Genomic DNA, 14,617 nt, shown 5'->3' with positions numbered 1-14,617 from the left:
TGTGTAGACCTAGATTTCTGGCGAACTCCAGAAACGGATATCGAGTGCGCTTCCAGACAAAAGTCCAGAGTCGAAGAGCACTTGGGTAACTCTCATGCATAGGCTTCTCATATCGTGCTCAACATGGACTGCAATATTGCTCGCTTCGATTTGGTGTCGATTCGCCTTGCCGTCCTTTGCGCAGAATCCGGCTCATTGTCTGCGGCAGCGAAAGTGGCGCACTGCTCGATCTCCACTGGAAGCCAAAGACTGAGTGCTCTAGAGGATTTTCTAGGAGCAGCTCTGTTCATTCGCGATCATCGAGGCCTGCGTTTGACGCCCGCAGGAGCGGTCTTCGTGCAGAACGCGTACGTGCTTCTTCACCAACTCGATGTGCTGAAGCAAGAGGTAGGAAGCTTGCGAGACGCAGCGATTCTTTGATCCTTTCTGTGCCATCGAGGACTGCTGACCAGTGCCTCGAAGCCGACATCGCCGCCAATCATCTCTATCGAACAATGGGAAGAGCCATCCATTGATCACAGATGCATGTGACATGGTTTAGGCCATCACTTAGACAGATATCAGCCGTTGAGAGACTGACACCATGGTCACGGGCTCTTGGTATCGAAGACATTCGAAACGGTGATGGCTTTCCATGGGCAGACTCACGATTCCGATTCGATGGAATCTGTGTAGACATCGAGATCGGCGAGAGAGAAAAGGTGCCTTTCGGTATATCCGAAATCTCGCAGTAACCCTGAGTGTTCACTACAGATACGACACCTAGCATCGAGGTGATCACTAGATCGGTATCGCGTGTTTGAAACATCGCCTCGCGCAAAAAAATCTGTCATTGGAAGCACTTATCCCATAGCTCTCCGAAGTGGCAGGCTTCATTCTCAATGATGATCCATTGGGACTTTGGCATGGAGAAGAACACAGAGAACGGCATTTAAATAAGAGACTACACATGCACAAGAACCTCGTCGCCCTGTCTGTCGCGGCAATCGCAACATCCGCCACAGCCCAATCGTCCGTCACGCTGTTCGGCGTGGTTGACGTCGCAGTAAGTAGCTACAACGTAAAGAGCACCTGGTACAACAACACGGCAAATCCGTTCTTGTTGCCGCCAGCTTCTTCCCCTACATCTATCACAAGAAGCCAGACCGCGCTATCTCAGGGCGGCTACGGCACGAGTCGTCTTGGCTTTCGCGGGACAGAAGATCTAGGTGGCGGTCTTGCCGCAAGCTTCTGGCTTGAGGGACAAGTCAATCCCGACGATGGATCAAGGGGGCTGACCAATTTCAACCGTCGTTCGACCGTAAGTCTGTCTGGGCCGTTCGGCGAGGTTCGGCTTGGTCGGGACTACACGGCATCTTTCTGGAACGACACAGTTTTCGATCCCCTCGGGGGTGTTGGCGTTGGGATCAGCCTGATCAACTCGGTTTTCGCAAATCTCGCTACCGTACGAGGTGCTGCAACGGCAGTCAATCCAGGCACGATCAGCATGGGAGGATCGGACTCTTACGTGCGCACCAGCAATATGGTCGGTTACTTGCTTCCACCAGGGCTCGGTGGAGTCTATGGTCAGGTGCAGTACGCGCTGCCTGAAACCGTTAAATCATCGGAGCTGCCGGGCAGTCCTAGCGCGAAAGGACGCTACTTTGGAGCGCGCCTGGGCTACGCAAGTGGGCCGGTCGACGTCGCGGTAGGCTATGGAGAGAGCACGGTTGCTGATGTCGTCGTGGTCAACGGCGCTGGTGCGCCGACGGGGTCGTCAAGCGAGAACAAGATCAAGAGCGCCAATCTCGGCGCTTCATGGGATCTCGGTTCCGTCAAGCTTTTCGGTGAAGTCTCGTTTGCGCGAGACCAACTGAAATCAAGGCAAGCCATCGTCTCTGGGGCGGTTCCCCTGAATTGGACGGACAAGGATACTTATAAGGGCGCTCTAGTGGGTTTTCAAGTTCCAATCGGCGTAGGCGTCGTCCGCGGGAGTTATTCCGTTGTTAAGTACGAGAACGATCTGCCGCCATTGGTAAGAGCGACAGCCATCGGCGATAGCGGCGCATCCGTCAATAAGGTCGCACTGAGCTATGTGCACAACCTGAGCAAGCGAACAGCGCTTTATGTTACCGGTGCCCGTATTCGAATCAAGAATGGCCAAACCAATCCGGCGATCATTGGGGCAGTGACGGGGGGAACGTCGAGCTACGTTTCAACCGGAAATGGTGTGAGTGGATACGCTCCGCGCAGCTCTACTGGTTTTGATTTCGGTATTCGTCACGCGTTCTAGAGCGATCTTGTCCAGCGAAATTTCCGTCCCAGGAGCGTTGCGAAACTCAGCACGACCGCCAGAAGATGAGATGTGCGGGGCTCAAGGGACGTATACGGATACATGCGCGGAACAATCATGGGTCACGCAGAGGGCTTCTCGAGGGAAGTTGGCGTAGTTCAATTCGGCCGGTCGACGACTTTCGCGATCTTATGGCTTTGACCGGTCGATGGACACGATCTGCCGCAACCGGACCCGTCTGGTCCTCGTCAATACCCGGTAGTGAATCTCTCACTGGAACCTCTGGATCTAAACAGGGATCGCCTCTGGCTCTTCAGAGTTTCAGCAAGCGAGCGAGCGGTGCCAAGACACGGGACGTTGCTGTACCAGTGCCTAGGTTGAACGGTTCTGGCCAGCTCCCGACTTGCCGTCGTCACTTCTGAGGTGCCGGGTAGATCCAGCGAGGTTGTGAGGAAACGCGATGTGTCATATGGATCGGCCTCGCTGCCCATCCGCATCTGCTTTGCGCCTTGGCGAGGAGGACGAGGCTTGGTTCGATCATGCAGGTGACAGGTGACGGGTGACGGGTGACGGGTGGGGCAGGTGGGGCAGGGCAGGGGCATCTCGTCGAAAGAAGCTAAGGCCGGGGATGCGGGTCTCAAAGTTATCCGTTGCTGTGACTCGCGCGCGATGACGCTTGCAAGCACCGGCGAGGTGATTTGCGCTGAGTTGCGGGTGACGTGTTTGTGGACCGTGTCTGCTGGAAACGTTCGCATGCCGCTTTACCTGCGAAGAAAAGTCCTGCCTACCAGAATACTTGTGAATCCATAGGATAAGGCAAAAAATCCAGTGGTTTGCTCTACCGTTCACCCTGCTGTGCCGTGGAAACTAGCCTTCTACCGTGGCTTAGGTGGCAGGAGGAAGGCCAAGGGTTTGTATGAGCATGTGGCGCCCGTACATAGCTTCGGAATGAGTGCCGTCCTGCTCGTGATCGCAGCCTTGCTTGCCATTTTTGCAGCCCGTGCTGGGATGCGGCCTCTTTCCACCACTACATGAACACGAGCCGGCAGTGACGAGCACATGGCCTCTCATTGGACCGTATGGGATTCCCAACCAATTCTGGAGTCTGTAAATGAATGAAGCTCTCAAAATCTCGCGTCGAGATCTCATGATTGCAGGCGCGGTCTCCGCTTCGGCACTAGCGTCCCAAGGGGCTGAGCCAGCTGGCCCGACGCCGGCACAGCAAGATGGCGCGGCTCATGAACTCCCGATGGTCGACGTCAGACTCACAATCAACGACCGATCGCACCGGCTGCGGCTTGATACGCGAACCACATTACTCGATGCGTTGCGGGAGCATCTGCACCTGACTGGCACGAAGAAGGGGTGCGATCATGGGCAGTGCGGCGCCTGCACAGTGTTGGTGAATGGCAGGCGCATCAACTCGTGCCTGTCGCTTGCAGTGATGCATCCCGGTGACAATATCACCACCATCGAAGGTCTCGGTACTCCGGAACGCTTACATCCGCTGCAGGCGGCGTTCGTGAAGCACGATGGTTACCAATGCGGCTATTGCACTCCCGGCCAGATCTGTTCGGCTGTCGGCATGCTGGATGAGATCAAACGAGGCGTGCCCAGCCACGTTAGCGCCGACATCGTTGCCATGCCGCTGCTATCGACAGATGAACTCCGCGAACGAATGAGCGGTAACCTCTGTCGCTGCGGCGCCTACTCCAACATTGTGGAAGCCATCGTTGACGTTGCCGGAGGTGTCGCATGAAGCCGTTCACATACGAGCGAGTTGAGACGCCCGCGCAAGCGGCAGCCGCAGTGCTGCGAACACCCGGCGCAAAGTTCATCGCCGGCGGCACCAATTTGCTGGATCTGATGAAGCTCCAGATTGAAACGCCGCCTCATCTTGTCGACATCAACAGTCTCGGCCTTGATCGCATCGAAGCGACGCCCGCCGGTGGTCTGCGAATCGGCGCGCTGGTGCGCAACAGCGATCTGGCCGCGGACGTGCGCGTACGACGCGACTATGGCGTACTGTCGCGTGCGCTGAGTGCTGGCGCCTCCGGCCAACTGCGAAACAAGGCGACTACCGCCGGGAACTTGCTGCAGCGCACGCGCTGCCCGTATTTCTACGATACGAATCAGCCCTGCAACAAGCGGCAACCCGGTTCCGGCTGCAGCGCGATCGGTAGTGCGACGCGTTCATTTGCCGTTATCGGCGCGACCCAGGCTTGCATTGCCATCCATCCGAGCGACATGGCGGTGGCCTTGCGCGTCCTGGACGCGACAGTTGAAACTACTCGCGCGGATGGCCGCAGCCGCCGCATTCCGATTGCGGACTTTCATCGGCTGCCGGGTGACACGCCGCACCTCGAGGCAGCGATCGAGCCGAGCGAGTTGATCACGTCCGTGACTCTACCGCCACCCGTCGGCGGCGTTCAAAAGTACCACAAGGTGCGTGACCGGGCTTCCTATGCCTTCGCGCTCGTATCGGTGGCCACCATCGTGCAACCAGATGGCCGTCTGCGTGTGGGTTTTGGCGGCATGGCAGCAAAGCCATGGCGCGTCGAAGCCTCTGAAGGCGAAATTTCCCGAGGGGCGCGCGCAGTCGTCGCGGCCGCGTTCGCCGACGCGCGCCCGGCTGCAGATAACGCGTTCAAGCTGCAATTGGCCGAGCGCGCGCTTGCTGCGATGCTTTCCGAATCGAGGGTTTGAAGATGAAGTTCGCTATCCCAGCCACCAGCAATCCGATCGACCGACTCAAGGTTATTGGCCAGCCCGTCGACCGCATCGATGGACCGCTCAAGACGACCGGCAGGGCTCCGTACGCCTACGAGCATCACCAAGACTTACCTATGCCCCCGGCTTATGGAGTCATCGTCGGTTCCGCGATCGCAAAGGGCCGCATCTCCTTCATGGATCTCGCGGCTGCCAAGGCGGCTCCAGGCGTCCTTACGATCGTTACCGCTGCCAACGCCGGCAAACTCGGCAAGGGAGTTTTCAACACCGCCAAGCTGCTGGGCGGCCCGGACATTCAGCATTACCACCAGTCCATCGCACTCGTCGTCGCACAGACCTTCGAACAGGCGCGCCACGCTGCATCGCTCGTGCGCGTCGAATATGTCTCCTCGGTCGGTGAATTCGACCTTCGTAAAGCCAAGGGGAACGCCGGCTTGCCCCCGCCGAATCCTTTTGATGGGCCAGCGCAGACCCGTATCGGCGATTTTTCTAAGGCCTTCTCGTCAGCGCCGGTGACCTTCGATGAGACCTATACAACCCCGGACCAGTCTCACGCGATGATGGAGCCCCACGCCTCCATCGCCTGGTGGGCGGGTGGCCAAGTACACCTCTGGACGTCGAACCAGATGATCGCCTGGAGCGTCGCGGACATGGCTACTACGCTCGGAATTTCTCCGGACAAAGTGCACCTGATGTCGCCGTACATTGGTGGCGGCTTCGGCGCCAAGCTTTTCGTGCGTACGGACGCGGTGCTCGCGGCGCTTGGTGCCAGGGCCGCAGCACGCCCCGTCAAGGTGGCGCTGGCGCGTCCCTTCATCATCAACAACACGACGCATCGACCGGCTACGATTCAGCGCATCCGCCTTGGTGCCGAGAGGGACGGTCGACTCACGGCCATTGCGCACGAGACATGGTCGGGAAACCTGCCGGGCGGAGGGCCCGAGACCGCGGCGAACCAGACCCGTCTGCTCTACGCCGGAGCGAACCGGCTGACGGCCATGCGATTGGCATTGCTAGATCTGCCTGAGGGGGCTGCAATGCGAGCGCCTGGCGAAGCGCCTGGCATGATGGCACTTGAGGTCGCGATGGACGAGATGGCCGAAAAGCTCAAGCTCGATCCAGTCGAGTTTCGCGCCATCAATGACACCCAAGTGGACCCCGAGAAGCGCGACCGGCCGTTCTCTCAGCGTCAACTCGTGCAGTGCATGCGCGTGGGTGCCGAGCGCTTCGGTTGGGCGCGCCGCGATCGTCAGCCCGGAAATTCGCGCGAAGGCCGTTGGCTGATCGGCCAGGGCATGGCAGCCGCGTTTCGCAACCACGTGCAGATGAAGTCAGCCGCTCGAGTACGCCTCGACATTCAAGGACGCCTCACAGTCGAAACCGATATGACCGACATCGGTACCGGCAGCTACACGATTCTGGCTCAAACGGCGGCGGAGATGATGGGCGTGCGACTTGAGGACGTGACAGTCCTGCTGGGGGATTCCGTCTTCCCCGTTTCGGCGGGATCGGGAGGCCAATTCGGGGCGAGTAATTCAACATCCGGCGTTTATGCCGCATGCTTGAAACTCCGTGAGATGGTCGCGCAGCGGCTCGGAATGCAAGACGCAGCGCCGACCTTTGCGGAAGGTCAGGTGCGTGCGGGCGAACGGGCTGTGCCGCTTGGACAAGCCGCTACGAACGGCGAACTGGTCGCTGAGGACGCTGTCGAATATGGAGATCTGGACAAGAAGTACCAGCAGTCGACCTTCGGCGCGCACTTCGTGGAGGTCGCCGTGGATACGGCAACGGGCGAGATTCGCGTGCGTCGTATGCTGGCCGTATGTGCAGCGGGTCGCATCCTGAATCCGAAATCGGCGCGCAGCCAAGTGATCGGCGCGATGACGATGGGCGTGGGCGCCGCGTTGATGGAAGACCTTGTCGTTGACAAGCGCCGAGGCTTCTTCGTCAATCATGACCTGGCGGGCTATGAGGTGCCGGTGCATGCCGACATTCCGCACCAAGAGGTTATTTTTCTCGACGAGGTCGATCCGATCGCTTCACCTATGAAGGCCAAGGGCGTTGGCGAGTTGGGCCTGTGCGGCGTCGCCGCTGCGATCGCAAACGCGATCTATAACGCCACCGGTGTCCGGGTGCGCGACTACCCCGTCACGTTGGACAAGCTGCTCGCAGGGCTACCTGCCGTTGTTTGAAGTTTGCGCGCCTGAGGGATAACCGCCGCGGACCTGCGCGGCGAATTGTGTAGAAGCAGCATGTCTTCCAGCTGTATCTGGGCCTTTGCGTCGCGCCTCAGATGGGGACTCTGGCTCGCTCAGTGCGGGTGATCGGGCCGGCGACAGTAGCCCCCCGATGATCTGCAGACTGCGGATTCTTGCATCAGATGCTGGAAGAAGGGAGAGGGACGTAGATGAGTGTTTCGTTATCCGAAACACTCATCTTTCGCCATCTGTCGTTCCTAAATAAGCTTCCTCGCCATGGCCAGGTTGGTCGGCTGCGATCACTGCACATGCACGTCTTGAGGAGACAGATATGGACAAAAAGAATACCGGACCCACTTTGACTGATCGAATGCGCCGCCGCATTCTGCTGGTTGGCGGCGGCGCCGTCGCAGGGGCGAGCTTGCCATCTATTGCCATAGCTCAGGCGTGGCCGTCCAAACCCATTCGCATCGTTGCCGCGCAGGCGCCGGGATCATCGAATGATGCGACGGCCCGTGCCCTAGCGGAATACCTCGCTGTCGAACTCAAGACGCCTGTTGTGGTGGAGAACAAGCCAGGCGGCCTGGGAATGATCGCGGCTGACGTTGTTGCGCGGTCGGCGCCGGACGGCTATACGTTCCTGATCACGCTGCACAGCCAGTTGGCCCAAGCGTCTGTGCTGCTGAAAAAGGCGCCGATTGATCCATCCAAGGATCTCACGCCCATAGGAGCCTACAACACCGGTGTTTCGCTGGCGGTCGTGAAGAAGGATCTACCAGTAACTAACCTCAAGGAGCTCGTTGCGCTGGCGAAAAAGCGACCAGTGTCGGTCGGCAACTACGGAATTGGCTCGGGCTGGCAAATGATGGTGATGCAACTGGCCAAGCAGACCGGAGGACAGTTCGACATCGTGAACTATAAGGGAACTGGGCCGATGGCGCTTGACCTCATGGCTGGCAACATCGATATGGGCGCTGGCTCAATGGTCGGCTTGGCAAGCGGCATGCAGCGCGGCTCGTTCAGGCCCATTGTCATGATCCAAGGCAACCCGAAGAATCCTCTCGTGCCCGGCGTTCCGGACTGGGCTGAGGAGGGCTACAAGGGGCCTGCCTTTCAAAATCTATTGGAGTCAAACATGGTGTTGGCACCCAGTGGAATACCTGCCGAGGTGGTGCGGCGCCTGGGCGATCTGATCCGAGCATCGGCGCGGGACTCCGAGAGAGTAAAGGCAGTCCTGTCGCAACTCGGTGTGACAGACAGTCCCACACTGACCGGCCCAGCACTCAAGGATTTCATTGCGCAGACTTGGCCTGCGTTCCAGGGCATGACGCGTGAGCTGAACATCGTCGTCGAATAGATAACACCTAGGAGAACTTCCGGAAAGCGACACGGCCCCGATCTTCCTTGCGATTAAGTGGCGAGCGCTTGTATTCATCGTTTTCAAATGGCAAAAGAATCAAGGTATGAAGTGTCTCGGTTCCTGCCGAACGAGGCCGAGTGACGGACGTGCAGTCCGTCTTAGAGCTGCAAAATTCTCAATTCATCAAAGCCGAGGAGAAGAGCCATGAGACTCGCAAACAAGTGTGGAATTATCACAGCCGCCGCATCCGGGATTGGACGCGCTGGAGCAGTGCGCTTTGCTCGCGAAGGTGCGAAAGTGCTAGTCGTCGACCGCGACAAGCACATGGCGCAAGATGCGGTCTCGGAGATTCGAGCCAGCGGCGGAACAGCTGTTGCAGTCATTGGAGATCTGACGCAGGAGAGCTTCGCACGGCAAATCGTGCATAGCTGCTGCAAGGAATTCGGCGGAGTGGACTTTCTCTGGCCTAACGCAGGGCACCCGGGCGCAGCAGTCGTCGAAGGATTGGATCTGGCCGAATTTGACCTTGCCATCAATCTGAACTTGCGGTCCGCCTTGGCTTCCGTCGTCGAGGCTATTCCAATAATGCGGCAACGCGGTGGCGGAAGTGTCTTATTCACGGCGTCGACCTCAGGTCTGATCGGCTCCCCGGTCAGCCCTGTGTACTCAGCGGCAAAGTTTGGAATCGTGGGGTTAACGAAGTCTCTGTCCAAGCGCTATGGCAAGGAAGGCATTCGTTTCAACGCGGTATGTCCGACGGCAACTGACACACCAATGCTGCGCGTTTTCGTCAAACGGCCAGACGATGCAGCGACTAAGGATGAAGATGTTGAGGAGCTTGTAAAAAAGCGGGCGACAGGCAATGCATTTGGACGCACAGCCCGGCCTGATGAGGTAGCGAGCGCAGCGCTCTTCTTGGTTTCGGATGAGGCTTCCTTCATCACAGGAGTCGCTTTACCTATCGATGCTGGGGCAACAGCCTGACGCCTCTGTTGCTCGCGCGTTGAACTCATCTGATTGAATGCCTCCACCATCTTCGCAATCGAACAGCGTCTACTAGCCTAGGGAGGGTCTTATATGGGCGCCTCCCGGCTTGCAAGAACTCGTGTGCGTAAAGATTCAGGAGGCAGGGATGCAGTCCTATATCCGGCCTGATGTGCAGGCGGATATGCCTGCTAGCCTTGATGGTTTCACTGACGGGATTCCCATCTGAACATCGAGCTTGGCGCTCTTGTTCGCTGCTCAAAGTCTTCGAGTCCCACTATCCAGTGGCAGGCCGATGCAGACAGTACCGGTGCAGAACCCGGCAGTTCCTCTAGCGGATTTCCCGATTCGGGTCAGGACTCGATCGATGCCGCAGCATCCTTGAGGCACTTCATGAATAGGCGCGCTGCAGGCGTCATCGAAGAGGCGTCGCGCATCAGGATTGATATGCGAGCTTCGGCAGCTTCTGAGTACATGCCAACGGGGTGAGCCCTCGTGTCAACGCGCGGTTGCGAAACAACCAATTTGACGCCATGCCCACAGCATCGTTCAGCAGCACTAGGGGCCACATAACGGCCAGTGTCTGGCAGACCACGATGTCCCGAGGAGAAACACCCTTGCTGGCTTCGAAGATGCGGTCGAGCACCTCGGGGCCGTACGTGGGCAACACCCACATGCTGTCGGCGAGCCGTAGGATCGAACGTGTTCGGACCAACGGATGCTTCGAGCGTGCGAAGAGTGTCAGCGGCATTTCAAACAACGGTTCGCGCGCCCACCCGTCCGCCGCGTCGGTCACTTCACTGATCACAGCAAAGTCGAAGAATCCGTTCTGCCAGCGCTCGTCCGTGTCGACCCAGGTCGACTCGTGCAGTTCTATGGCCACGCCCGGCCGCAAGCTCCTAAATGCTTTCATGGCAGGTGCCAGCGCGTAATTCGCTGCCGCGGAACTGACCGCAACGCACAGCCGACCTCCTGTTCCATCGCGCATCTGGGTAATCTCGTCGTGCGTGCGCTGCACTTCGGCAAGAACCAGGTGAGCCCGGCGGAGCAAGGTCGTACCTATCTCGGTCAAGCGCACGCCCGCGCTACTGCGTACGAACAGCGCCGCACCAAGGCTGCGTTCGAGTTCGCGCACCGTGTGCGTGACGGCCGGCTGGGTCAGCTGAAGCCGGCGTGCCGCTTCATGGATGCCGCCGGATTCGGCGACGGTTCTGAGGCCCGCAACTGGCGGAGGCTCATCTGCGTGCTGGAATCTTTCATGGGGCCTCTTTTCGGGTTCCGATAGGTGATAAACGAAATCTATAACTCGGCAAGAAAAATTATCTTTTTTATATATCCATCTGCCCCTAAGGTCGTGGTCGCTGGACAGTGAGACAGCCCTTCCTTCCCTTTGTAGGTACTCCATGACGCAATTTCGACACCAACTTTCCGTACTGGCGGCGACTTGCCTGCTGACGCTCAACGCCGCGAGCCAGACCGCGCCTGCGACCCCCTCTGTTCTGGCACAACAGGCGCAGGCCCTTGCCGATGCGTCCGAGGCGCAGGTGATCGAATGGCGACGCCACATTCATCAGCACCCCGAGCTGTCGTACCAGGAGGTGCAGACGGCGGCCTACATCGCTGCGGCGCTTGCGAAGATGCCCGGTATCGAGATACAGACGGGTATCGCCAAGACCGGCATCAAGGCCGTGCTGCGCGGCGGCAAGCCGGGCCCGGTGGTCGCGCTGCGTGCCGATATGGATGCGCTGCCCGTCGAGGAACGCAACGATCTGCCGTTCAAGTCCACCGTCAAGGTGGATGTGCTCGGCAAGCTGACGCCCGTTGCGCACGTCTGCGGGCACGACACGCATGTCGCGATGCTACTGGGTGCCGCCCAGGCCCTGTCGAAGATGCGAGCCGAACTGCCGGGCACCGTGGTCTTCCTGTTCCAGCCTGCCGAAGAACTGGGCCCCGGGCCCTTGCTCAGCGGCGCGTCTGCCATGGTCAAGGCCGGTGTGCTCGACAACCCGAAGGTGGACGTCGTGATGGGGCAGCACATCAATGCCGCGTCGCCGCCGGGCGCGATAGGCTATCGACGGGGTAGCTTAATGGCCAGTATCGACATCTTTAGGATTTCCCTGAAGGGCAAAGGGGGGCACGGCGCCATGCCCTGGGCGGCCAAAGATCCGACGCTGGCTGCTGCCGAGATCGCGTTGGCCTTACAGAACATTGTCAGCAACCAGACCGACCCGCTGGACGGCTCGATCGTGGTTACCGTGGGCATGTTGCAAAGCGGCAATCGCTTCAACATTCTGCCGGAGACCGCGGAAATTGCGGGCACCATTCGATCGCTGTCGGTGGCGAATCAAAAGATCGCGCAGCAAAGCATTCGCCTCAAGGCCCAGAAGATCGCCGAGAGCTATGGAGTGACTGCCGAGGTAGCCATCGACACCGGCTCCGGCTACGAGGTTCTCATCAGCGATCCTGCCGCCACCGAAACGATTGTTCAGGCACTTGAGGCAGCAACGGGTCCTGGCAGAGCCAAGGAGATGCGGCCCATCATGGGCTCCGAAGATTTCGGGGCTTTTGGAAAGAACATTCCAGTCGTGTTCTGGATGTTGACGGCCTCACCGTTTCCAGATCGTCCCGGACCGCCCAATCACGCACCGGAGTTCACCATAGATGAAAAGGCGATGCGTGTTGGCGTACGTGCGCTGGTTGGCAGCACTTTGGCGTACTTGACTCGACCGGCGAGTGCTCCTGTACCAGCCAAAGCCCTGTAAGTGAGGCGAAATCCTTCGCAACTCCTCTGCGTTCAACGAACAGTCATGACCAACGATCTCCAAGAAGGAAACATCATGCGGGTCACTCGCCGCGGCTTTCTCGGCACTGGATCGATCATTCCAGCAGTAGCGATCTTCCCGGGAGCAGTGCTCACGGGCTGCGGCGGCGGCGGCAGCGTCGGCAGCGGCAGCGGCAGCGGCAGCGGCAGCGATGAGGGCGCGGCCGAGACGTCCGGCTTCGCAATGGTCAACGGCCAGAAGCTGTACTCCGTGAAGCTGGGCCGGGGACCCCCCGTGATCTTCATGCATGGCGGTCTTGGCCTCGACCATCAGTGCTTTCGACCCTTCGTCGATCCGCTGGCCGACAGCGCCCAGGTCGTCTACTACGATCATCTGGGGCATGGTAAGTCGGACCGACCGGCAAACTTCAAGGACCTAACCCTGGCTCGCTTGAGTTCGGACTGCGATGGCCTGGCCACCGCGCTGGGCTTCGACAAATTCGTTCTCGTCGCCCACTCGTATGGAGGCATCATCGCGATCGACTTCGCGCTTCGATTCCCGCATCGTCTCAAAGGCTTGGTGCTGTCGTGCACCCCGGCAAACACTGCGTCTCTGGTCATGCGCAACCCGCTGGGGGGAACGGCCTCGCAGCAAGCTTCCCTGGGTCGGCTCTTCGCCGGCCCCTCGGCAAACTCCACCGACCAGGCGCTGCGGACCAATTGGTCCGGTGCGGTGCCGCTGTACTACAACAACGCCGCCCCTCCGGCCGGAGTCCTGGCGGACGTCGATCAGCGGACGATCTACTCGGCGACAGCGTTCAACCGCGGCAACGAGATACTTTTTAGCGGCTACGACTTCGTTCCACAACTGTCGGGCATCCAAGCACCGACTGCGGTTCACTACGGGGCAGGAGACCTCTGGCGCTTTGGCGACAACGAGAAACTGGCCACCAACGTCCCTCAGGCCACTCTGAAGTATTTCCAGAACAGTGGCCATTGGCCATTCCAGGAGGAGAAAGCCGAATTCCTCGACCACATGCGAAGTTTCCTAGCGAGCCTGCCGCGCTAGCCGAGGGGGACATCGCCAGGGAGTTCCCGAAGAACGAGTGGCTGTGTTTTATTCACTAACTATTTGAAAGCTCTCATGCCTGCGAACCTTTAGCGCCCGTCTGAGGCGGCCTGGCTTGACGCAACAAGCAACCTGGCCTAACAGTTCCTTTCCTTCAGCGGGCGCTCGGGTGTCGTGAGTCTGGCCGGTGGCTTGCCCGCAGCGGAACTCTATCCGGTGGAGGCAATCAAGGCCGCCACAGCCGCACGCTGGAGAAACATCGGGCCGCGGCGCTCGGGTACGGGAGTGTCGAGGGGTTGTCTGTTGATTTCCATCTAGAAGTGACCGTGGGTCAGGATTCCATGGAAATCAACACCATCAGGCTCGAAAGTATCAAGATCCCGCACACTGTGTGCTTTTCCCATCGGCCGGCATCATCCTTTCGGCTGGTGGTCTCACCCGTGAAGCCGACCAACTCGGGTTTGTCTCGCTTATACGAGAACGTCGTCGTGTCCTGGAGGATCAACAGCGGGCCTGCGCTGGCATGGACACGATCACGTGTCGCGAGGAGGTGGACCTCCAGGATCGTCTTCTCATCGACTTCATCATTCGGGGAGAAGCGATACGCAGCCTTCGTGTTGGCCCAGTACTGGCACGCCAGCGATACCGTGCCTCCAATGCTGCCACCAAGTTGATAGAGCAAGCTGCTCAATCTCTTGCCCAATCGTGCGTCGCGGAACTTGCTGCCGGCGACCTCGCCGCTATCCATGACCCATTGTCCAATGGTTTGCCACCACTATCAATCGGCACAAACTTCGTCATCCGTCCCCGTCGGTAGAGTCCTCTCGCGAGGAATAACGGGAAGCCCGATCATCTGGTGGACCACCGACGCGCCGGACTGGTGGGTAATTGCAAGGGTGAGCATACGCGTACTCACTGGGGTAGTTCTACGTAAGTAGGCTCAACGAATTTTCGCTTCAACACACCATATCTAGTTTGCGATTGCATGGGGCGTAACGAGCGTGGAAGTTGACTTTGGTGCGACCTCTGATAGAGATAATGTTTCGGTAGGCGAAACACGCATCTTCCTTGTAGAGCATCTCACTGATAAATTTTTGATGCGCACAAGGTTCGAGAGAAAGCTGGGGAATTTCATAGCCAGCAGTTCTGCAATGACCAGCGGATGACTCTTCGTGAAGTGTTGTCTTTGGTGATTTGTGATCGCGTGCTGGTGAGCTTCCGCAACATTTTTTTTTAAGACAAG

At 58.8% G+C, this 14,617-nt stretch carries 12 protein-coding genes; 9 read left to right on the top strand and 3 right to left on the bottom strand.

Annotated features, from left to right (window positions below):
* The first annotated feature begins 123 nt into the window (after positions 1-123).
* From BMG07_RS35260 to BMG07_RS35230, 7 genes are all read left to right on the top strand, one after another.
* Positions 124-420 carry a LysR family transcriptional regulator gene (locus tag BMG07_RS35260; RefSeq protein WP_269759716.1) on the top strand — a complete coding sequence of 99 codons (297 nt, stop codon included), beginning with the start codon at positions 124-126 and terminating at the stop codon, positions 418-420.
* A gap of 529 nt (positions 421-949) precedes the next feature.
* Positions 950-2,272, top strand: coding sequence for a porin (locus tag BMG07_RS35255; RefSeq protein WP_198088408.1), 1,323 nt, complete (start codon positions 950-952; stop codon positions 2,270-2,272).
* Between the two features lie 1,111 nt (positions 2,273-3,383).
* Positions 3,384-4,031, top strand: coding sequence for an aldehyde dehydrogenase iron-sulfur subunit PaoA (paoA, locus tag BMG07_RS35250; protein ID WP_198088407.1), 648 nt, complete (start codon positions 3,384-3,386; stop codon positions 4,029-4,031).
* On the top strand, positions 4,028-4,978 hold the full coding sequence (locus tag BMG07_RS35245) for a xanthine dehydrogenase family protein subunit M (RefSeq protein ID WP_198088406.1): 951 nt from the start codon (positions 4,028-4,030) through the stop codon (positions 4,976-4,978). Before paoA ends, BMG07_RS35245 begins: the two co-directional genes overlap by 4 nt.
* 2 nt (positions 4,979-4,980) lie before the next feature.
* Positions 4,981-7,194, top strand: a complete 2,214-nt coding sequence (gene paoC / locus BMG07_RS35240; RefSeq protein WP_198088405.1) for an aldehyde oxidoreductase molybdenum-binding subunit PaoC — start codon at positions 4,981-4,983, stop codon at positions 7,192-7,194.
* Between the two features lie 337 nt (positions 7,195-7,531).
* Positions 7,532-8,557: a tripartite tricarboxylate transporter substrate binding protein gene (locus BMG07_RS35235; protein WP_198088404.1), complete on the top strand. Its 1,026-nt coding sequence runs from the start codon at positions 7,532-7,534 to the stop codon at positions 8,555-8,557.
* Between the two features lie 207 nt (positions 8,558-8,764).
* Positions 8,765-9,544: an SDR family NAD(P)-dependent oxidoreductase gene (locus tag BMG07_RS35230; RefSeq protein WP_198088403.1), complete on the top strand. Its 780-nt coding sequence runs from the start codon at positions 8,765-8,767 to the stop codon at positions 9,542-9,544.
* A gap of 436 nt (positions 9,545-9,980) precedes the next feature.
* On the opposite strand, the gene BMG07_RS35225 is transcribed toward BMG07_RS35230, so the two are convergent.
* On the bottom strand, positions 9,981-10,949 hold the full coding sequence (locus tag BMG07_RS35225) for a LysR family transcriptional regulator (protein ID WP_198088402.1): 969 nt from the start codon (positions 10,947-10,949) through the stop codon (positions 9,981-9,983).
* On the opposite strand from BMG07_RS35225, the gene BMG07_RS35220 reads away from it, so the two are divergent.
* Together BMG07_RS35220 and BMG07_RS35215 are read left to right on the top strand one after the other, a co-directional pair.
* Complete coding sequence (locus BMG07_RS35220; RefSeq protein WP_198088401.1) at positions 10,948-12,306, top strand: M20 family metallopeptidase; 1,359 nt, start codon at positions 10,948-10,950, stop codon at positions 12,304-12,306. The genes BMG07_RS35225 and BMG07_RS35220 overlap by 2 nt on opposite strands.
* Positions 12,307-12,351: 45 nt before the next feature.
* Positions 12,352-13,374, top strand: a complete 1,023-nt coding sequence (locus BMG07_RS35215; protein WP_198088400.1) for an alpha/beta fold hydrolase — start codon at positions 12,352-12,354, stop codon at positions 13,372-13,374.
* Positions 13,375-13,705: 331 nt separating this feature from the next.
* On the opposite strand, the gene BMG07_RS35210 is transcribed toward BMG07_RS35215, so the two are convergent.
* Together BMG07_RS35210 and BMG07_RS43410 are read right to left on the bottom strand one after the other, a co-directional pair.
* Positions 13,706-14,122, bottom strand: coding sequence for a transposase (locus BMG07_RS35210; RefSeq protein ID WP_198088399.1), 417 nt, complete (start codon positions 14,120-14,122; stop codon positions 13,706-13,708).
* 222 nt (positions 14,123-14,344) lie between these two features.
* Positions 14,345-14,617: hypothetical protein (locus tag BMG07_RS43410; RefSeq protein ID WP_269759715.1), on the bottom strand; the 273-nt coding region annotated here is incomplete at its 5' end.

Origin of the sequence: Variovorax sp. E3 (assembly GCF_016082275.1) — a bacterium.
GTDB lineage: Bacteria > Pseudomonadota > Gammaproteobacteria > Burkholderiales > Burkholderiaceae_C > Variovorax.
The sequence above is the reverse complement of the archived record's forward strand: the minus strand, read 5'-3'. Positions and strand labels throughout refer to the sequence as shown.